The 18,376-nt window shown below is 60.1% G+C and carries 18 protein-coding genes; 3 read left to right on the forward strand and 15 right to left on the reverse strand.

All coding sequences use genetic code 11. From position 1 onward, the window contains the following. Nucleotides 1-102: 102 nt before the first annotated feature. A complete protein-coding gene (locus tag BLW01_RS15525) occupies nucleotides 103-909 on the forward strand; it encodes a helix-turn-helix domain-containing protein (protein ID WP_092571352.1) in 807 nt (268 codons plus the stop codon). 27 nt (nucleotides 910-936) lie between these two features. On the opposite strand, the gene BLW01_RS15530 is transcribed toward BLW01_RS15525, so the two are convergent. The 11 genes from BLW01_RS15530 to BLW01_RS18520 all read right to left on the reverse strand — a co-directional run bounded on the left by BLW01_RS15530 (nucleotide 937) and on the right by BLW01_RS18520 (nucleotide 11,689). Then, complete coding sequence (locus tag BLW01_RS15530; RefSeq protein WP_092571354.1) at nucleotides 937-1,674, reverse strand: DODA-type extradiol aromatic ring-opening family dioxygenase; 738 nt, start codon at nucleotides 1,672-1,674, stop codon at nucleotides 937-939. A 58-nt stretch (nucleotides 1,675-1,732) separates the two neighbouring features. Next, nucleotides 1,733-2,152, reverse strand: coding sequence for a DoxX family protein (locus BLW01_RS15535; protein ID WP_229806525.1), 420 nt, complete (start codon nucleotides 2,150-2,152; stop codon nucleotides 1,733-1,735). 120 nt (nucleotides 2,153-2,272) lie between these two features. After that, the gene (locus tag BLW01_RS15540) at nucleotides 2,273-3,178 is read right to left on the reverse strand and encodes a LysR family transcriptional regulator (RefSeq protein WP_092571358.1); all 906 of its coding nucleotides are present in this window, start codon (nucleotides 3,176-3,178) and stop codon (nucleotides 2,273-2,275) included. A 36-nt stretch (nucleotides 3,179-3,214) separates the two neighbouring features. Next, a complete protein-coding gene (locus BLW01_RS15545; RefSeq protein WP_092571360.1) occupies nucleotides 3,215-4,402 on the reverse strand; it encodes a lipocalin-like domain-containing protein in 1,188 nt (395 codons plus the stop codon). Beyond that, nucleotides 4,399-6,891, reverse strand: a complete 2,493-nt coding sequence (locus tag BLW01_RS15550) for an FtsX-like permease family protein (protein ID WP_229806524.1) — start codon at nucleotides 6,889-6,891, stop codon at nucleotides 4,399-4,401. The genes BLW01_RS15545 and BLW01_RS15550 overlap by 4 nt, the downstream gene beginning before the upstream one ends. After that, entirely contained in the window at nucleotides 6,888-7,553 is a 666-nt protein-coding gene (locus BLW01_RS15555; RefSeq protein ID WP_092571362.1) for an ABC transporter ATP-binding protein, read from the reverse strand. The genes BLW01_RS15550 and BLW01_RS15555 overlap by 4 nt, the downstream gene beginning before the upstream one ends. A gap of 104 nt (nucleotides 7,554-7,657) precedes the next feature. After that, a complete protein-coding gene (locus tag BLW01_RS15560; protein ID WP_092571364.1) occupies nucleotides 7,658-8,764 on the reverse strand; it encodes an SMP-30/gluconolactonase/LRE family protein in 1,107 nt (368 codons plus the stop codon). 133 nt (nucleotides 8,765-8,897) lie between these two features. Next, the gene (locus BLW01_RS15565) at nucleotides 8,898-9,881 is read right to left on the reverse strand and encodes a metal ABC transporter solute-binding protein, Zn/Mn family (RefSeq protein ID WP_092571366.1); all 984 of its coding nucleotides are present in this window, start codon (nucleotides 9,879-9,881) and stop codon (nucleotides 8,898-8,900) included. Between the two features lie 43 nt (nucleotides 9,882-9,924). After that, nucleotides 9,925-10,815, reverse strand: a complete 891-nt coding sequence (locus BLW01_RS15570) for a metal ABC transporter permease (RefSeq protein ID WP_092571368.1) — start codon at nucleotides 10,813-10,815, stop codon at nucleotides 9,925-9,927. Further along, nucleotides 10,815-11,540 carry a metal ABC transporter ATP-binding protein gene (locus tag BLW01_RS15575; RefSeq protein WP_092571370.1) on the reverse strand — a complete coding sequence of 242 codons (726 nt, stop codon included), beginning with the start codon at nucleotides 11,538-11,540 and terminating at the stop codon, nucleotides 10,815-10,817. Before BLW01_RS15575 ends, BLW01_RS15570 begins: the two co-directional genes overlap by 1 nt. Further along, nucleotides 11,540-11,689 (reverse strand): hypothetical protein, encoded by a 150-nt coding sequence (locus BLW01_RS18520; RefSeq protein WP_175529869.1) that lies wholly within the window; start codon nucleotides 11,687-11,689, stop codon nucleotides 11,540-11,542. The genes BLW01_RS15575 and BLW01_RS18520 overlap by 1 nt, the downstream gene beginning before the upstream one ends. A 302-nt stretch (nucleotides 11,690-11,991) precedes the next feature. Here BLW01_RS18520 and BLW01_RS15580 point away from each other — a divergent pair, with 302 nt between their 5' ends. Together BLW01_RS15580 and BLW01_RS15585 are read left to right on the forward strand one after the other, a co-directional pair. Then, the gene (locus BLW01_RS15580; protein WP_092571371.1) at nucleotides 11,992-13,059 is read left to right on the forward strand and encodes a helix-turn-helix domain-containing protein; all 1,068 of its coding nucleotides are present in this window, start codon (nucleotides 11,992-11,994) and stop codon (nucleotides 13,057-13,059) included. Further along, nucleotides 13,040-13,528, forward strand: coding sequence for a PIN domain-containing protein (locus BLW01_RS15585; protein ID WP_092571373.1), 489 nt, complete (start codon nucleotides 13,040-13,042; stop codon nucleotides 13,526-13,528). The genes BLW01_RS15580 and BLW01_RS15585 overlap by 20 nt, the downstream gene beginning before the upstream one ends. Before the next feature lie 251 nt (nucleotides 13,529-13,779). Here BLW01_RS15585 and BLW01_RS15590 read toward each other — a convergent pair whose 3' ends face one another. The 4 genes from BLW01_RS15590 to BLW01_RS15610 all read right to left on the reverse strand — a co-directional run bounded on the left by BLW01_RS15590 (nucleotide 13,780) and on the right by BLW01_RS15610 (nucleotide 18,323). Then, a complete protein-coding gene (locus BLW01_RS15590; protein WP_092571375.1) occupies nucleotides 13,780-14,163 on the reverse strand; it encodes a hypothetical protein in 384 nt (127 codons plus the stop codon). Nucleotides 14,164-14,938: 775 nt separating this feature from the next. Next, complete coding sequence (locus BLW01_RS15600; RefSeq protein WP_092571378.1) at nucleotides 14,939-16,420, reverse strand: PAAR domain-containing protein; 1,482 nt, start codon at nucleotides 16,418-16,420, stop codon at nucleotides 14,939-14,941. Between the two features lie 146 nt (nucleotides 16,421-16,566). Next, complete coding sequence (locus tag BLW01_RS15605) at nucleotides 16,567-17,250, reverse strand: hypothetical protein (RefSeq protein ID WP_092571380.1); 684 nt, start codon at nucleotides 17,248-17,250, stop codon at nucleotides 16,567-16,569. A gap of 119 nt (nucleotides 17,251-17,369) precedes the next feature. Beyond that, a complete protein-coding gene (locus tag BLW01_RS15610) occupies nucleotides 17,370-18,323 on the reverse strand; it encodes a glycerophosphodiester phosphodiesterase (protein ID WP_092571382.1) in 954 nt (317 codons plus the stop codon). Nucleotides 18,324-18,376: the final 53 nt, after the last annotated feature.

Consider the following 18,376-nt stretch of genomic DNA (forward strand, 5'->3'; position numbering starts at 1 on the left):
TGAGGAAACTTGGCGCACTGATGCATAGCGGTGCATACTTGGCATACCAAAGTGCATCAGACTGCACCATACCGGTTGGTGTAGTGGCCCGGAGCCAATGGCATGCAAGACGATTTCGTGGCGAACCTGCGCCTGCTGTGTGGTTACTATCCCTCCATTGCCGAGGTCTGCCGGCGCCTGCATATCAATCGTTCCCAGTTCAACCGCTACCTCAGCGGTCGCTACCGCCCGCGTCACGTCGTCATGCAGCGCATCTGCGCCCTGTTCGGCGTCGAGGAGCACGAGCTCTACCTGCCCCATTCGGAATTTCGTACACTGGTCCAGGCGGGCCGCGATGCCCGTGCGGCGGCCTCCGGGGTGCCCCCGGAGTGGCCGAGTGAGCTGTTGACCCGAGGTCAGAACGACATGGGGCGCTATCTGGGGTGCTACTTCGAGTACTACCACTCGATGTCCCGGCCCGGTCACCTGATCCGTACGCTGGTCTGCCTGGAGGCCCGCGAGCATGGCGTGGTCTACCAACGAACCGAGCGCATGCGGGTGCGTCCTGGTGCTCGCACCTGCCACAACCGCTATCACGGTCTCGCTTTCCGCCTGGCGGACCGTCTTTTCCTGATCGATCACGAGACGCTCAACGGTAACGAGGTGACCCAGACCATCCTGTTCCCCAGCTTCCGAAGCCAGGTGCATCGTTTGACGGGACTCAAACTCGGAGTTGCCGATAATAGCGAGCGTATGCCTAGCTGCGTGCGCGTCGTTTATGAACGTCTGGATGAAAAGATGAGCGTGCGGCGAGCGCTCAAGACATGTGGGTTGTTGTCCCCGGACGACCCTGAACTCGATTCGGACTTGTGCGATAGGCTCCGTAACGACATTGCACCCGGGGAGCAGCTCTTTCGTGCACGTCACTAAGGCGACGCACGGGCGTCGCCGTGCAAATCAGTAGAACGCGTAGACGTCCATTGCCAGCACCCCATGCTCCACACTGTGATGGACGCGCCGGGCTGGACCACCGGCCCCCATGGCCACCAGAAGCGGCTGAAAGTGCTCGGGGGTGGGGTGGTTCCGGTCAGCCTGGGGCGCCTGCTCCCACTCGAGCAAGGCGGCGCGATCATCTTCGGCCAGGCGTGCTTCGATCCAGTCGGTGAACTCGCTCACCCAGGCCGGCATGTCGGCACCTTGAGCCTGCAGTTCGTGAAGGTTATGGGTCAGGCTGCCGGAGCCGATCACCAGGATGTTGTCGTCACGCAAGGTGGTCAGTCGGTCACCGAGGGTCGCCAACTCGGCATTGGACCATGTGGTGGGCAATGACAGTGAGACGACCGGCACATTCGCCTCCGGAAACATCAATGACAGCGGCACCCAGGCGCCGTGATCCAGGCCGCGCTCCACCGGCGCGGCGTTGAGTTCCCGTGCCAGCCGTCTTGCCAACTCGGGCTCGCCCGGGGCCGGGTACTGACACTCGAAGAGCGCCTGCGGAAAGCCGCCGAAGTCGTGAATGGTTTCCGGTTGTTGGCTGGTGCTGACCATGAGTCGTCGGCTGGCCCAATGGGCCGAGACGACCACGATTGCCGTGGGATGCAGTTCCTGACCAAAGTGCCGCAGGAAGTGGTGTGCCGGTGTCTCGGTCAGGGCCAGCATCGGCGAGCCATGGGAGATGAAGAGGCTGGGTAGCATGGTGACCCTCCTGGTAAAGGCGCGCCCACCCAAGGCAGGCGCGACGTTGGCGTTCGTTTCAGGCAAAGCGGCGGATTGCCGTCAGATTACCGCTGCCGAGTCCCGCTTGCACGAGCAGAGCGAGGGCCCAGAATATCGGGAACTCCCAGCCTCCCCCTTCGTTGGAGAACATCCAGCCGTTGCCCAAGTGGACCCAGGCTGCCCCGAGAAGCACCGGCACCAGCGCCAGGCTGACCCAGCGCGTGAATAGGCCCAGTATCAGAGCCAAGCCGCCACCGACTTCCGCCAGGATGGTCAGGTAGGCGAGGACGCCGGGCAGGCCCAGGGATTCGAAGTAGCCGACGGTACCGGGAATCGTGAAGACGAATACCTTGAGCAAGCCGTGGGCCAAGGTCATGACACCCAGCGCGATGCGCAGCAGGGCGATGGCATGGGGTTGGAGGTTGTCGGTCGTCAGGTGCGTGGCTTGAGTGGTCATGGTCGTGATCTCCATCAGATATCAGTGTGTGTCTTGATGGTTGCCACTCTAGCTGTGATATGAATCGAGATAATCTCTTGTAAAAGCAAATGAGTGTTGCGAAATACGCGACAATGAATGTCACGCCAGGCCTAACTCGCGCTCCCAACTCGGTGGATCGCCCCAGGCCTCGGCAAGCCGGTCCAGGAAACGCTCCACCTTGACTGGAAGGTGACTGCGGGCGGGGTAGAGACCGTGCACGTCGAGGAACACCGGAGATTCCCGAGTGAGCAGGGGGACCAGACGGCCGCACCGGATGCTCTCGGTGACCAGGAAGCTGGGCTGTTGGGCGATGCCCAGCCCGGCCTCGGCGGCCAGGGTGAGGACATCGCCGTTGTTGCTCTCCAGGGGACCACGGGTGGGAAGTTGCCGGCCACCAAACTGCCAGTCGCCACCGCTGCTTCCGGTACGGTAGTGCAGGCAGCGGTGATGCTCTAGATCCTCCAGGCGATGCGGTTCGCCATGCATATCCAGGTAGCCGGGCGAGGCACATAGGAGCAGACGGCAGCGGGTCAAACGACGTGCCACCAGGCTTGAGTCGGGGAGGCTGCCAATACGAATCGCCAGATCATAACCCTCTTCCAGCAGGTCGACTCGGCGATCGTTGAGGTCGAGCCGTACCTCCAGTTCCGGATGTTCGACCATGAAACGTGCCACCAGTGGCGCCAAATGGCGCGTGCCAAAGCTCATCGGGCCGTTGACTCTCAGTCGACCACTGAGCTCCGTAGTGCCGCGTCCCACTTCCGCTTCGGCCTCCTCCAGCGCTTGAAGAATACCCTGAGCTCGCGCCAGGTAAACCTCTCCAGCCTCGGTGAGGTGCAACCGCCGAGTCGTGCGCTGAATCAATCGCACGCCCAGATGCTCCTCCAGCTCCATCACCTGGCGGGAGACCCGAGTGCGCGATAGATCCAGTGCTTCGGCGGCACGAGTGTAACTGCCCTGTTCAGCGACACGGATGAAGGCGGTAATGGCATCCAGCAGTTGCATGGGTCCGTGGTGTTTCCGTGTCAGTGTGTAAAAAGATCAATAGCCGGTCATTTCCAGGAAGCCGATACCCGAGTGACTGCCTTCGACCGTGACATCCCCTTCCCAGTAAGGGAAGACAGTGTCCAGCCAGCGGTCCGGGTGACGGGCTTTCACCGTCACATCGAGATCCTGGCCGGGGAGTCGTAACCGCCATTGCGTAGGAATCTCGCGGTCTTCGATCTCGCTATGTTCGGTCGGGATCAGTTCGATGGCGTCGTCATCCAGGTTGGTAACGTTGCCATCGGGCGAAATCCAGCTACCGGAGAGATAATCACCACCGTCCTCTCCGCCGCCCCGCAGGCGAAAGGCCATGAGTTTGTAGCCATCCGCCAGGTGCAGCGAAAACCAGTCCCAGCCTTGTTGGGCTGGCCCCATGATCTGGCTGCTCCATTCGCGATCGAGCCAGGCGCGTCCGCTGACATTGCGCATTTCCCCGTCGATTTCGACCTGCCCTTCGACTCGGTAGAACGGCTGACTGTAATAGAACGAGCCCTGGCCATCGGCCGTCTTCTGGCTGAAACCATCGACGCCGTGCAGTACCAGTGGTCCTTCGGCGGTCAGGTCGAGCCGATAGCCGAAGGTGTTGTCATCGTCGATTCCACGCGCAGTGACGCTCAAGCTATCCAGATCGCCGCTATCCCTGTCGCGGCTCATGAGTTGCCAGTCATCCAGCCAGGCCGAGAACGGTTCGGTAGTGACACCGGCCTGCCCCTGCTGATCCGGACCCGGGCGACCACGCGCGAAACGTTCGTCAAACCAGTGGTCCTGTGGTGTGGAAAGGGCGGCATGGGCCATCCACAACTGGTCGGTGGACCAAGGGGAGTCGCTGTCATCGTCCTCGTCATCCGGTGAGGCCAGCGCTTGACGGAAAAGTGTCCACTGGATGCCCAGCGGTTCACCATTTTCATCCTCGAGGTTGGCGGTGAGATACCACCATTCGATCCGATAGTCGGGGTGCGGCCCGTGGTCCCCGGGAAACTGAAGGCTGTGGCTCGGTTCTGCCTGAGCGTATTCCATGGCGTCTTCGCCCAGACCGGCATAACCGTTCCCGCTGTCCTCGTCGGGTGGCTCGCTGCGTTGTTGCAGCAGTAGAACCGCAGCCAGCAGCGCCAGCAATACCAGGGCGACCCAGAGTCGGCGAGAGGTGCTGAAACGACGGAGTCGCTTGAATCCACCGAACCTCATGAGGCGTCGAACTCCCTCAGCAAGTGCCTGGGTGGCAGACGCCGGAGACGCCAGGCAGGTAGCAGAGCCGCCAACAGTGTCACGCCCAGTGCCAGTGTCAGGGTCGTGGCGATTTGTCCGGGAAAGATATGCAGCGGTAGCCGCCAGCCAAAGGCGGCGACATTGATGTGCGTCACCAGACTCCAGGCTAGCGCGAGCCCCAGGGGGACGGCCAGCACGGCCGTCAGGCATGCCGCACCGCCGAGTTGGAACAGGCCGGTCACGATCAGGGTATGACGCGGGACTCCCACCGCCCAGACGGGAGCCAGTTGTCGGCGACGCTGTGGCGCCTGGGCCAGCAGGCTCGTCAACAGGGCGATACCGGCAACGGCCAGCGTGAGCCCATTCAAGGCGCGTGTGATCGCGAAGGTCCGTTCGAACACCGCTTGCGATTGCTGTTTCAGGGCCTTCTGATCGGTCAGGCTGTCACGGCCTAGACCGAACCGCTGCCCCAGGGCATCGCTCAGTGCCTCGATCTCTGCCTGACCTTTCGGTGTCAGCAGGATGCCGATCGCCCCCGGTGGGGCGTGAAACTGGTCGGTCAGGCGTGTGGTCGTCAGCATGATCTCTCCGCGTGGGTTGCCGTAATCGGCATACACTGCAGCGACCGGAAACGCCACCGGTCCCTGTGGGGTGCGCAAGGTCAACTGCTGGCCGGGGGAGAGCCCGGTGGTTAGAGCGAGTTGCTCGTTGATCATCACGGCACCCGCCTGCAAGGCCCGCCAGGGATCGTCGTCTGCCAGTGTGTCGAGCAATGGCCAGCGCTCCCTCAACTGCGGCTCGGGCGTAATGCCGTACAAGCCAACGGACTGTGTCACGGACCGAGCCTGCGTGTCGAGTAGCTGGGTATCGCTGCGTCGGGTGGGCAGGAGTGTCACTACGGCATCCTGTTCAGTGAGCCAGTCGGTGATCGCTCCGTGTTTTTCAGCCGGCGGACGCAGGTACAGATCGGCCACCAAACGTTGGTCGAGCCAGTCGAGGAAGGTCAGGCGAAACCCGCCCACCATGCTTCCGACACCGAGGTTGGCAGACAATGCAAGAATCAGAGCCATCATCGCGACCGACAGTCGAGGCAGTTGCAAGTTCAGATCGGCCAGCCCCCACTGTGCCAAAGGGCGATGTCGAAGGCCACGGGCCGCTATCGTCAAGATGGCAGACAATAACGGCGGCAGCCACAGGGCACTGCCCAGCAGCAGGGTCGCAATCATGACAAAACCGAGCGTCAATCCCTGGCGGGGTGGTTGCTGTTGCAGCCACCACCAGAGTGCCGTCGTCGTCAACCACAGTAAGCTGCCCGCCAACGCCATGGCAGCGAGCTGACGACGAAAGCGGCCGTGCCATGCCTGCGATTGCCCCAAGGCCAGGATGTCGAGACGAGCGGCGCGCCATAACGTGCTGGCGCCGGCCGTCAGCAGCCCGCCCAGGGTTACCGCGAGGCCGCCCAGCCAGTAATGCCAGGGCAGGGTCAGTTCACTGCCCAGACGTTCGCCGTACAACGCTTGAAGACTGGCGGCGACATCGGGCAACAGCCATTGGGCGAGCCAGACCCCGCTGACGATCCCGGTAAGCGCGCCGACCAGCCCCAGTAACAGCAGCTCGGCGGCGAGTAGCATCACCAGCGCACGTCCTGTCACACCGAGTGCCCGTAGCGTGCGCAGCAGCCCCAGACGCTGCTCGAGTGTCAGGCTGAGGGCGGCATGGACGATGAACAGCCCGACGACGAGCGCCAGCAAGCCCATGGCCGTCAAGTTCAAGTGGAAGCTGTCGGTCAATTGCCCCGGCGCGGCCAGATTGTCGGCTCGCTGTCGTACCCAGGTGTCGGGCAGGGTCACCGTTGCCTCCGGCGCGATGACGAGATGGCTCGGCTCTGATCGGTCGAGGAGTGCCAGGGCGGCGGCGATATCCATGATCGCGAGTTCCGGTGGCAGTGTGCGGTCGGGGGTCAGAGGAGGCAGCTCCCGGCCCGACACCAGCTCGGGCGTGGCGTTCGTGCCACCAGGGAAGGCAGATAGCGTCTCCGGCGCCAGACGGGTCCGATAGGGCGGGCGCAGGAAATCCGTCAGTGTATCGCTGCGCTGGCCGGCGGCCATGCCGGCATCGCCAGGCAACGTCAGCGGGTCGATGCCCATCACCGTGAGTGGCTGACCATCCTTCAACGTGACCTCGCCTTCGACCACTGGTGAAACGGGGATGCCGTCGCGACGCAGGTCCAGGAAGTCATCATGGCTCGGTGGTTGGCCGTCCCGCCGCTCGACACGGTCAAGCTGCTGGCTGAACAGGGCATCGGCACGGGCGTAACTGTCGCGTGCCGAGGCATTGATCGCCTGCACGCCACTCCAGAGCGCACTGGCCACCCAAAGGCCGATCACCAGCATGACTAGCTGGCCGGGATGGCGGCGATAGTGCGACAGCAGCGTGAGGAGGGCGGTGCGATAGGCGGACAGGCTCACGGCTCGATCGTCTCCAGTCGCCCGTGGTGCAATCGCAGACAGCGGTTCATGGGGTCGGCCACCCGCGGACTGTGTGTCACCAGCAGTAGGGCAGAGCCCGTCTCCACGACCAATTCCATGAGCAAGGCCAGCACATCGTCGGCATTGCGCTCATCGAGATTGCCGGTGGGCTCGTCGGCCAGCAGCAGGTTGGGGCGTACCGCCAGTGCCCGACCAATGGCAAGCCGCTGCTGTTGCCCGCCGGAGAGCTGTTCCGGGTAGTGGTCCCGGTACTTGGCGAGGCCCAGGCGCTCAAGGAGTTCCACGGACCAGTCCGGTACTTCCTGCTTTGCCAATCGTGCCTGCAGTCGCAGGTTATCGCTGACCGTCAGTGTCGGCACCAGATGGAATGCCTGGAATACCAGCCCGAGGCGATGACGACGCAATGCCGATCGTTGTGCCTCGTTCATGGCGTCCAGCGCCCGGTCGGCAAGCCAGATACGCCCGCTGTCGGGTGTGTCGAGTCCAGCGGCCAGATGCAACAACGTCGACTTGCCGCAACCGGATTCACCCATCAAGGCCAGGCTCTCGCCGGCCGCCAATTGCAGGCTGACGCCACGCAATACTGACAACGGGCCCTGGGGCGTGGCATAGGACTTGCTGACATCACGCAACTCGAGCATGGCATTTCCTTGCATGCGTTTCGTGACCGGCATGGTCCCATAAAAAAGGCGCCACCCGAAGGCAGCGCCCAATACCTCTCGGCCGGCGAGACTGCCGAACGGGCTCAGTTATCGTTGGCCCATACTGCGACCCCCTGTGTTTCGACATAGACCGAATAGAGTGACTGGCTTCCGGTGATGAATAGCCGGTTACGGCGTTTGCCGCCGAAGCAGACGTTGGCACAGGGTTCGGGCAGGTGGATCTTGCCGATCAGATCGCCATCGGGAGCGTAGATGTGGACACCGTCATGGTCGTCGGCATCGAACAAGCCGCCGAAGATCGCGCCACACCAGAGATTGCCGTCCACATCGACGGCCAATCCATCGACGAACCCAGCGCCGACATCGGTGAATTGCCGTTCGTTGGTGATGCGGGCGCCATCGTCGACGACGTCCCACATCAGGATCTGATGGGGGTGATCCTCCTTGTGAGTGCCGCCGGTATCAGAGACATAAAGCCGGGAATAGTCAGGGGAGAAGCCGATACCGTTGGGCTTTTCGACTTCCGCCATCTTTTCCACATCGCCGCTGTCCGGATCGATCCGATAGACGGCCTCGGGCAACTCGAATTCGGCCACATGCCCCTCATAATTCATGAGGATGCCGTAACCCGGGTCGGTGAACCAGATACCGCCATCGGGATGCACGATGACATCGTTGGGGGCGTTGAGCGGCTTACCGTCGTACTCCTCGGCAATCACCGTGATGCTGCCATCGTGCTCGGTGCGGGTGACCCGGCGCGTGTCGTGTTCACAGGTCAACAACCGGCCTTCGCGGTCGCGGTTGTTGCCGTTGGAGAAGTTCGAGGGTTCGCGGAATACGCTCACTTCACCGGTCGCTTCCAGCCAGCGCATCTGACGGTTGTTGGGGATGTCGCTCCAGACCAGATAGCCGCCGTCGCCGAAGTAGACCGGCCCCTCCGCCCATCGAAAGCCGGTGGCCAGCCGCTCGACGGCGGCATTGGCCAACCGGTAGGGCGCAAAACGGTCATCGATGATCTCGAAGGCGGGATCCGGATAGGAAACCAGCGAGCCATCCCAGGGCCTGTCGTCCTGGGCAAGCAACCCGCTGGGTTTGAGCGCGGCGACAGCGCCGGTGGCAGCAGCGGCGCCGAGAAAGCCACGGCGGCTCAGGTTGGCGTGTTGTATGGCGAGCCGAGGTGCATCCGTCATTATTCTTGCCTCCTGTCATAGGTCGTCATGGCCCGGCGAAGACGTCGCCGGGCAAGGCTGATGCTTAGGAGATGACTTAGGTGCCAGGGATGCGAGTCGACTTAGTAGCGTAGTTGGCTTTCCGGAACTTTGCTTAATGCTCGTGATCGTGCCCGCCGCCATGATCATGACCGTGATCCGCATGCTCCGGGGCGGGCTCGGCATCGGCCAGTGCTGCATGCAGCAGTTCGGCATTGTGGCGCATCATGCCGAGATAGGTGCTGGCGTCTCCCTCTTCGGCCAGGGCATCGGCGTAGAGAGTACCGGCAATGGTCAGGTCGGCCTCTTCGGCGACCTGATTCAGAGTGGATGGGTTGGTCATGCTCTCGTGAAAAAGGGCCTGGATGTTCTGTTCCCGAATGAGGTCGATCAACTCGGCCATGTCCGAGGCGGAGGAATCGGCCTCGGTGGACAGCCCCGCCGGGGAGAGGAAGCGTACGCCGTAGGCATCGGAGAAATAACCAAAGGAGTCGTGACCGGTGACGACGCTGCTGCCCTCGGGGAGCTCACCGAGGCGCTCACGGATATCCGTATCCAGCGCCTCGATCTCGTCGAGATAGCGTTCGGCGTTGTCCTGATAGTCGCTTTCGTTGTCCGGATCGGCCTGGATCAAGCCGTCGCGGATGTTCTCGACATAGGTCGTGGCCAGTGACAGATCCTGCCAGGCGTGGGGATCGACATCGCCATGGTCGTGATCATCGTGGTCGCCGTGGTCGCCGTGGTCGTGGTGATCGTAGTCCAATGCCTCGATACCGTCGGTGGCCGTGACCAATATCCCATCGTAATCGCTGGAATCGATCAAGCGCTCCATCCAGCCTTCGAACTGCAGGCCGTTGAAAACCACGACATCGGTATCGGCGATCGCCTGGACATGGCGTGGACTGGGCGAGAAGACGTGGGTGTCGCCTTCCGCGCCCACCAGCGGGTCGACGTCGACATGTTCCCCACCGACATTGTCGACCATATCCGCCAGGATGCTGAAACTGGCGATGACTTTGAGGTCGGCACTGGCCATCGACGGTGCCAGAACCAGCAGCCCGGCACTCAGCAGGGACGTGGCTGTAGGACGGTGTGACATGGAGATTCCTCCTTGAGATGACTGATGGATATGAGGGAACGGGTCAACCTGGTTCCTGAGCCTCGAGCGGGGTGGCGGTACGACGGCGTTTGGCCAGCAGGCTGTGGTGGCGTCCCAGCAACGCCGATAGCACATAACCGATGCCGGCCAGCATGATGATCGCGGGGCCGGACGGCAGCGACAGGTGATAAGAGAGCAGCAGACCGCCGAGACTGGCGATGATCGCGACACCGATGGCGATGCCGATCAGCCCTTCCAGACGCTTGCTCCAGAACCGGGCCGTGGTCGCGGGTAGCATCATCAGGCCGACTGCCATCAACGTGCCCAGGGTCTGGAAACCGGCGGTGAGATTGAGGACGACCAAGCCCAGGAACAGGCCATGTACGCGACCGCTCTTGATGCCCTGACCGCGCAGAAACAAGGGGTCGAGACACTCCACGACCAGGGCCCGGAACATCACCGCGATGAGGATCACGATCAGGCTGCTCATGCCGGCGATCAGCACCAGCGCGGTGGTGTCCACCGCGAGGATCGAGCCGAACAGTACGTGGGTCAGGTCGACACTGCTGCCGCACACCGATACCAGCATGACCCCGGCAGCCAGCGAAATCAGAAAAAAACTGGCCATGGCCGAGTCTTCGCGATGGCCGGTCATCTGCGACACACTGCCGGCCAGGCCGGCCACCAATAACCCGGAGAGTACACCTCCCAGGCTCATCATCGGCAATGAGAAACCAGCCAACAGGAAGCCGAGCGCCACGCCCGGCAGGATAGCGTGTGCCATGGCATCGCCGATCAGGCTCATGCCGCGCATCATCAGGAACACGCCGAGTGGCGGTGCAGCCAGTGACAGCGCCAGGCTGGCGATCAGGGCGCGTTTCATGAAGCCGTAGTCGAAGGGGATCAGAAAGACAGAATCAAGCAATGCCAGCATCAGCTCGGGTCCGGAAAGGCAAAGGGCAGGATGGGTTTGGTCTGCGGCATGGGATGGCCATGCTGACGCTCGATAAGCTCCGCGGGTGTGCTCCAACGACCATGGCCGTCGGCCAGCACCAGCACACAGTCGGCCAGGCGGGCGAGCTGTTCCAGATCATGCAGTACCACGATGATGGTGGTGCCATTGGCGGCCATGTCGCGCAGTACCTGGGTGATGACCTCGACGGTCTCGCGGTCGACGTTGGCGAACGGTTCGTCGAGCAGCAGCAATTCCGCTTCCTGCATCAGGGTGCGGCCCAGCAGAGCCCGCTGGCGCTGGCCGCCGGAGAGTTCGCCCAGCGGGCGGTGGGCCAGCGACGAGATACCGAGGCGGCTCATGACGTCGCGTGCCTGGCGATAGTGTGGCCCGCAATAGCCCTTCAGCGCGCCGTGACTGGGCCAGGTGCCGGTCATGATCAACTCTTCCACGCTCATCGGGAAGGTCAGATCCAACGGCAATTCCTGCGGCAGCCAGGCGCGACGTTCGCGAGGGATATCGCAATCGATCCGGCCGGCAATGGGTGTCAGCATCCCCATGATCGCCTGGATCAGTGTGCTCTTGCCGGCGCCATTGGCGCCGATCAACGCCGTGATCGCGCCATCCTCGAAGGTGCCCTCGAGGTGTTCGAGTACCGTGCGACCGCCTTGCGCCAACTGCAGGTCGTGAAGCTGCAAATGTGACATCAGGCTAACCATCCTGCTGCCCACGCGACGGCCAGCCACAGCAGTGCCAGTGGCGCCAGCACCAGCAACAGCCGGCGGCGTGCCGACAGGGACATCAGTGAAAAGTGGCAGGGCCCTTCGGGGCGATGCCGGTGAGTGCGGTGCACCATGGTGATGAACCTCCGATAAAACGGTGTAAGTTATAACATAACAAAACTAGAGCGAGCAATCGCGTCTTGATAGCTTGGCGATCGGGGCATCATCCATGGAACTTCCAGCGGCAGATTATGTGCGATGCCTTCGCGCCCCCTTCGGTGCTGATCTCATCGGGAACGAGCCCCGGTCAACGGCTGGGGAGCAGTACGCGTTTGACCCAGACCAAGATTGCTCGCTCTGACCATCTCGCAGGTTGAGTAGGGAAAGGTTTACATATACTATAAAATAATAAAATTCATAAACCCTGGAGGTCAGCATGATCGGAGAGCGATTGAAACGCGCCCGCGCCGCTGCTGGTTTATCGATGCTGGCTCTGGGACAGCATGCCGGCGTCAGTGCCAATATGATCAAGAAGTACGAGCATGATGAAAACATGCCCGGCTCCAGTGTTTTGATAAAGCTGTCCAAGGCGCTTGGCGTTCGCACTGAGTATTTCTTCCGCCCGGTGCAGGTCGAGCTCGGTGAGGTGGAGTATCGCAAGCGCTCATCGATGCCGGCAGGTATTCTCAAGCGTGTCCACGCAGATGTGTTGGACCAGGCGGAGCGTTGGCATGAGCTCGCAAACCTGTGGCCGAACTTCCCGGTAGCCGATTTTGTGTTACCAGATGGATTGCCAGAGCGGATTGACACCCTCGACGAGATAGAAGCCATCGCCGACGGCGTGCGGTCAAGCTGGCAGCTAGGTCAAAATCCTATCCCGGACCTCGTTGATGAACTCGAGGCCCGAGGTATCCTCGTCATCATGACGGATGTCGATGAACACACTAAGTTCGATGGTCTCCAAGCGCAGATTGCGGGACTGCCCGTTATCGTCGTCTCAACCAACTGGCCGGGAGATCGTCAGCGCTTCACTCTGGCACATGAACTAGGGCACCTACTGTTGCAGGGACGATTGGCGGCTACGCTGGATGAGGAGCAAGCCTGTAACCGATTTGCCGGCGCATTTTTGCTTCCTGGGGAGCCGATGCGCCTGCAGCTCGGCGAAACACGCCATCGTCTAGAGCCAAAGGAGCTCTATCTGTTGAAGATGGAATATGGGCTGAGCATGAAAGCCTGTCTCTTCCGTGCCAAGGATCTTGGCATCATTTCGCCGGCGGTACATCGCGGCATGGTGATTCAGTTCTCGAAAAACCGCTGGAATAAGGTTGAACCAGGTCGTCCTTATCCGCCGGAAACCACCTTAACGTTCCAGCAACTCGTCTACCGAGCGCTCGGTGAAAGTATTATCGGAGAGTCCAAGGCGGCAGAGTTGATAGGAATGCCCCTGATGCAGTTCCATCAAGAGCGGAAGCTGGAGCAGCTGGATGCAGTTGCTGATCAGTGACGCCAACATACTGATTGACTTGGAAGAGGGTAGGGTGCTGGAGAGGTTGTTCCAGCTTCCCTACCATTTCAGCGTCCCCGATGTTCTCTTTGCCGAAGAGTTGGAGAACCAGCATGGCTACCTGTTGGAGATGGGGTTATCGCAGCGCGAACTTAGCCCTCAGTCACTTCAATATGCTGCCGGATTGATTGCCCATGCCACCGGTGTCAGCAGCAATGACTGTTTTGCACTGGCCCTCGCCAAGCAAGAACAGTGTCCACTACTTACCGGCGACCAGCGACTCCGAGGTGTAGCAGAGCAAGAAGGTGTAGTGGTGATGGGCACGATCTGGGTTATCAACCAACTGGTGCAACATCAGTACCTATCAATCAGAGACGCCAAGGATGCGTATGAACGCATGCGCACCAACGGCAGACGTCTTCCCTGGGAGCTGGCATTCCGCAGTCTAGATGAATTGATGGGGCAGTAAGTCACACCATGGTTCGCCTGCTTTCTCACTACCTGTTTGTCCACCAATAACTCCACCTGGTACAGCAATCACTCCACAAGTGAGCCTTCCTCTCGGAACTAGCGAAAAAACCAAGTTCACTCGTCCGGATCCTGGGGTTCCCAAAGAACCGTGCCGACTACACTGATCATCCGGCAAATAATCAATTCTTTGATCTATACTGTATATTGTTCGCTTCATAATTTCTTTGAGACAGTTTTTTTACCAACAGTTCAGATTTTTTCAACCAACATCTTGAGGTAGATGACTATAGCACTAGACACTCCTAAAGATATCCAGCTTGTATATACCCAAACCAATATCAACTTCACTTTTCTAGGTGCCTCATCAATAAGGTGTTCCTTGTCTTTAATATAAAATCGCTTTACAAGTTGGTTTCGTTTGAATAATATCGCCATCCCATAATAGGTCATTCTGGAAAGCGAAAAAGGCAAGCCCTTAAAGTATTTCTTCTCGGGAGCAGACCACTCGCCAAAATAGTAGTCAGCTTCGTCGATTTTGAACAAAGCAATAATACAGGCGGCAATGAGCAATAATAAACCCAGCCCTCCCAGGAAAGTTCCTATCCAGCCTAGGGTAGATTCAACTATTGCCATCACTCCCCCAAGATTCGAATATAAACTCCCCGGCGGCTTCACCTGCCGGTTCCAATGATTTAGCGCCTCCGTATGTACCTACGCTTGTGGAAATAACACCACACACAATCCTGCCGGAGGGGGTCATGCTGATGACCATACACATTTCACTACCAGCGGCCGCTCCAATAGCTGCACCGAATGTACGCCCCGCCAGCTTCCCGTATTCGATATACTTAATTTGCCGGCATTCCTGCTCACGACCTTGGGTGCAGGCGTCAGTAATATTCTCCCGAGTCGCTATTGCGTCCCACCATTAATTAAGTGCCCTTTAGGAATCAAGATATTTACTTAATATTCAAACCAGCTGATTGTTATCATAATAACCTTAGCATTCACTTAGAGTGATTATAGCATCTTGATTACAATGCGAAGCGATATAAAAAAAGATGCGGACAATAAACATATAAAGCAATTGGCGTATAGGTAGACCAACAGCCTTCTCAGCCTCAAAGGTGAATCATGAATCAACTTTCTATCAGCGTGGGAAAACATTTTTTTTGCGATTCTTGTTTCCCAAAAAAGGATAGCCAATCCATATACCCCCATCCTGCTAAAAGAGAATGGTAGGCCCTTGAGATGAAGCTGTTCAGGTGAGGCCAGTTGTCCAAAATAATCATCAGCCTCATCGATTTTAAATAATGACACGAGGCAAGCTATCACCAACAGAAAAAAACCAATTACACCGAGTAGAGAACCTGTCCACCCAAGCACGTTGGTAACCTGATCTATTATATCATTCATGATATGCCACTTCGTATATATAATTACCTACTTCTCCACCAATAAGTTCTAAAGCTTTTGCCCCACCATAGGAACCTGCACCAGCAACGGCTACACCACATGTCAACCTACCTCGAAAATCAAAGCTGACGATAAAGCACACTCCACGACTGACCGCGACACCACTACCCAAAGCACCACCTGCCACCCGCCCCGCCAGCTTCCCATATTCGATATATTGGATACGCTGGCATTCCTGCTCACGATCCTGGGTACAGGCATTGGCGATTGTTTCTTGAGTCGCTTTTATATCCAATCCGACGCCAACGGCACTTCCGATACTGCTTAGCTTGGAGGCCAATCCGACACGAACTACCGCCTCGGACACGGTGGGAATCTCGAATTTCTGGAAACCTTCCGTCGCCGTTCGTAAGTGGTGAACGGTTTGACGGGCTTCGACACCGATCTTCTGCTTCAACGCTTCGCCGGTGGCGGGGAGATTCAGTGGACGGCGTAGCCAGCTCGGCACGGCGGCATCGATGCGCTGAAAGGCGGCCTGGCGAAGGCTGTGGAACTCCTCTCGCGACTGGCGAACCGCCGGATCCAGCGTGCGTTGGTACAGGTCAGCCAAATCGTCGAGTTCGCTACGTACCCGGTTGAACAGGTTCTGTCCCGCCGACGAGATCAGCCCGACGGCGGTCGATGCCGATGACAGCGAGGCATCGGACGAGGTGCTCTCGGACTCCCTGGTCAGCGCGATATCCTCGAACGCGCCCCAATGATCGACCATCGCTTGCGCCTGCGGCGGTTCCAGACGCTGAACCGTGTCCTGCACCTTGCGCGCCTCATCCATCAGTCGGGCTTCGTCGGCCTGACACTGCTGGTTGTCGGGATCGCTGAGCACGACCATCGAGCCCGGCAGCACGACATCGCCCAGATGGCCGTTGAGGCGCTCGAACATGGCGTCCACATCGGGAGTGGCTGCGGGCAGGAGATCACGCTTGAGTTCGGCTCGGGACGTCAGCTTGCGGACGATGACGAAGCCGGGATCCACCCCCTCCTTGTCACGGCTGACTTCGTGATCGTCAGCATCGTCACGGGGGCCGTTCGATTCACTCGCCGAATCAGGATTCCGGGGCGCCGTCTCGTGCTTGCCGGACGACGCCTGTTCCGAGGGAGTGGCACCGGTACTCGCCGCCGCGCCCTGCCCACCCAGGTCGAAGCGACCCACCTGCGACGGACTCCCCGTCTTGACGGAAGAACTCGCCTCGACGACACCGCCACAGGAGGTGGCGCTGCCACGCATGGCGGCCGGGGCGCCCTCGACGCTGTACCAGTCCAGGCCGGTGGTGATGGTGGCACCACAGGAGCTCTTGTCGCCGACCCGAGCGGCCGGCACGCCATCCACGAAGACGCTCGAGGCGCCGGTCACGATACGGTGGGGGCCGCCCGTGCAGGAACAGTTCACACGATCGCCGAGCTTTGCTTGATCCATCCCTGATCTCTTTCCGTTGTCCACGACGATGTCAGCCTACGGATCGACGCGTCCGGGAGCTAGAGGCAAGAGGCCAGTGTCATGGATGTCTTACATGACGTGTCGGTGATGTCTTATGCGGACAGCGGATTGTCATTGAGGAGCGATCAGTAACGCAGGTGCACGCCCAATTGATCCGGCCCCATGACCCAGGCGTACTCGTAGTCGATCTGCATGTCGCCGAACGACAGTTCCGCCGGCTGGAAGCGGTTGATTGCATGGCCGGCCTGGCCGGGTTGGCTCCATAACTGAAGCTCGCTGACCAGCATGCCGGTGGCGAAGCTGATGGCGCCGTCATCCGGCCGGTCGTCGCCCACGCCGATCACCAGGCCGCCGACGGTGTTCACCGCCAGGGAACCCAGGCGGGCGCGCCAACCACGGCGGCGGCGCTCTTCCTCGGCGGTTTCTTGAATCACGTCGCGGGCGCGGGCCAGCCGATCGTCAGGGTCCTGGCCGCTGATTTGCTCCAGCTTACGGCGGGCCTCGGGATGGGGCTGTCGATCGAGCAACATGCCGCCCAGCGCCAGGGCCGATTTGACTGCGCCGACGCGTGCATCGAAGCGATCGTCGCTGCTGTTGCCTTCACTGGATTGCCAGGCATTGTAGGCCAGGCTGCCGGCGTAGAACGTCGTCCAGCCGGTCTGCCAGTAGTCGGCATGGCGCTCGCCCCGTTCCAGCGCATCCTGATAGGCATGCCACTCCTGCTCGGCGGACTGCGCCATGGCGAGCGGAGACGACACCAACAGCAAACTGACGACAAAGGTGAGCCATAGGGCGCGAGAAGTAGGCATGGGCATATTTCCGTCGGCGTTGAGCGATCCGCCCAAAAGATAGCACTTGCACACGAATTCGCCCATCAGTTGCCCGGACGCGGACCCGACCGGCCCGCGCCATCATGTGGAAGTGAGTGTTATTCGACCAGCGCGTTCAAACGATCCGGGAAGTTGGTGAAGATGCCATCGACGCCCCAATCGAGCAGCCGCTGCATCCCTTCTTCCTCATTGATGGTATAGACATGCACCAGCAGGTCGTTGGCCTGGGCCTGTTCGACGAAATCGGCATCGATCACCTGCAACTCTTCCTCGCCGTAGGTCAAGTTCGTGCCGACACCGACGGCATACTCGCGGATCGCCTGGAAGTCCTCGTCGGTGGTCTCCTCCGGTCCCGGTGTGACGCCGGTCCATTCGACCAGCTCGTCATCGCCTTCCTCTTCGGGGTAGTACCATACCAACTGTACCAGTGGGATATCGGCATTCAGTTCATGAACCGTTTTCAGGCTCTCGTCGCTGAACGACTGGATGATCACTGAACCGGACTCCACCAGGCCGTGATCTTCCAACGCCTCGACCAACGATTCCTCGAGGTCCGAATACAGTTCGGGCGACTTGATTTCCAGATAATAGCGCTCGTCGGTGCCGAATCGCTCGATGACCTCGTCGAGCGTCAGAATCTCGTTCCCAGCGTACTCGTCGTCGGCGTAGTCCGGGAACTCGTCGTTGAACCAGGACCCGGCATCCAGGGCCTTGAGCTCTTCCAGGGTGTAATCCTTCAGGTCCCCCTCGCCATCGGTGGTGCGATCGATGGTCTCGTCGTGGAACACCACCAGTTCGCCATCGGCGGTCATCTGGACATCCATCTCCAGGTAGTCCGCCTCCATCTCCACAGCCTGCTCGAACGCCGGCCAGGTCGCCTCGGGCGCGTGGCCGCTGGCGCCCCGGTGCGCGATCACCTGAAACGACTGCAGGTCATCGAGATGCTGCTGAATCGGACCGGCGTCGGCCGCGACCGGCCCGGGCAGAGCTATGCTGCCCAATGCCGTCATGGTAGCCAGCCCCAGTGTCCTTTGGCGATGTGATACAGACATAACGACCTCCTTTTTATTGAATGGTTATATAACAACCTACGTGGAACAAGGAG

The organism is Aidingimonas halophila (assembly GCF_900106955.1).
GTDB classification, from domain to species: Bacteria; Pseudomonadota; Gammaproteobacteria; order Pseudomonadales; family Halomonadaceae; genus Aidingimonas; species Aidingimonas halophila.

Coding starts and splice junctions, on each gene's coding strand:
- BLW01_RS15575 (WP_092571370.1), bottom strand. CDS start 11,540: ATGTCACATTTGCAGCTTCACGACCTGCAGTTGGCGCAAGGCGGTCGC.
- BLW01_RS15525 (WP_092571352.1), top strand. CDS start 103: ATGCAAGACGATTTCGTGGCGAACCTGCGCCTGCTGTGTGGTTACTAT.
- BLW01_RS15545 (WP_092571360.1), bottom strand. CDS start 4,402: ATGAGGTTCGGTGGATTCAAGCGACTCCGTCGTTTCAGCACCTCTCGC.
- BLW01_RS15560 (WP_092571364.1), bottom strand. CDS start 8,764: ATGACGGATGCACCTCGGCTCGCCATACAACACGCCAACCTGAGCCGC.
- BLW01_RS15580 (WP_092571371.1), top strand. CDS start 11,992: ATGATCGGAGAGCGATTGAAACGCGCCCGCGCCGCTGCTGGTTTATCG.
- BLW01_RS15530 (WP_092571354.1), bottom strand. CDS start 1,674: ATGCTACCCAGCCTCTTCATCTCCCATGGCTCGCCGATGCTGGCCCTG.
- BLW01_RS15590 (WP_092571375.1), bottom strand. CDS start 14,163: ATGGCAATAGTTGAATCTACCCTAGGCTGGATAGGAACTTTCCTGGGA.
- BLW01_RS15610 (WP_092571382.1), bottom strand. CDS start 18,323: ATGTCTGTATCACATCGCCAAAGGACACTGGGGCTGGCTACCATGACG.
- BLW01_RS15555 (WP_092571362.1), bottom strand. CDS start 7,553: ATGCTCGAGTTGCGTGATGTCAGCAAGTCCTATGCCACGCCCCAGGGC.
- BLW01_RS15565 (WP_092571366.1), bottom strand. CDS start 9,881: ATGTCACACCGTCCTACAGCCACGTCCCTGCTGAGTGCCGGGCTGCTG.
- BLW01_RS15600 (WP_092571378.1), bottom strand. CDS start 16,420: ATGGATCAAGCAAAGCTCGGCGATCGTGTGAACTGTTCCTGCACGGGC.
- BLW01_RS15605 (WP_092571380.1), bottom strand. CDS start 17,250: ATGCCTACTTCTCGCGCCCTATGGCTCACCTTTGTCGTCAGTTTGCTG.
- BLW01_RS15540 (WP_092571358.1), bottom strand. CDS start 3,178: ATGCAACTGCTGGATGCCATTACCGCCTTCATCCGTGTCGCTGAACAG.
- BLW01_RS15585 (WP_092571373.1), top strand. CDS start 13,040: ATGCAGTTGCTGATCAGTGACGCCAACATACTGATTGACTTGGAAGAG.
- BLW01_RS15535 (WP_229806525.1), bottom strand. CDS start 2,152: ATGACCACTCAAGCCACGCACCTGACGACCGACAACCTCCAACCCCAT.
- BLW01_RS15570 (WP_092571368.1), bottom strand. CDS start 10,815: ATGCTGGCATTGCTTGATTCTGTCTTTCTGATCCCCTTCGACTACGGC.
- BLW01_RS18520 (WP_175529869.1), bottom strand. CDS start 11,689: ATGGTGCACCGCACTCACCGGCATCGCCCCGAAGGGCCCTGCCACTTT.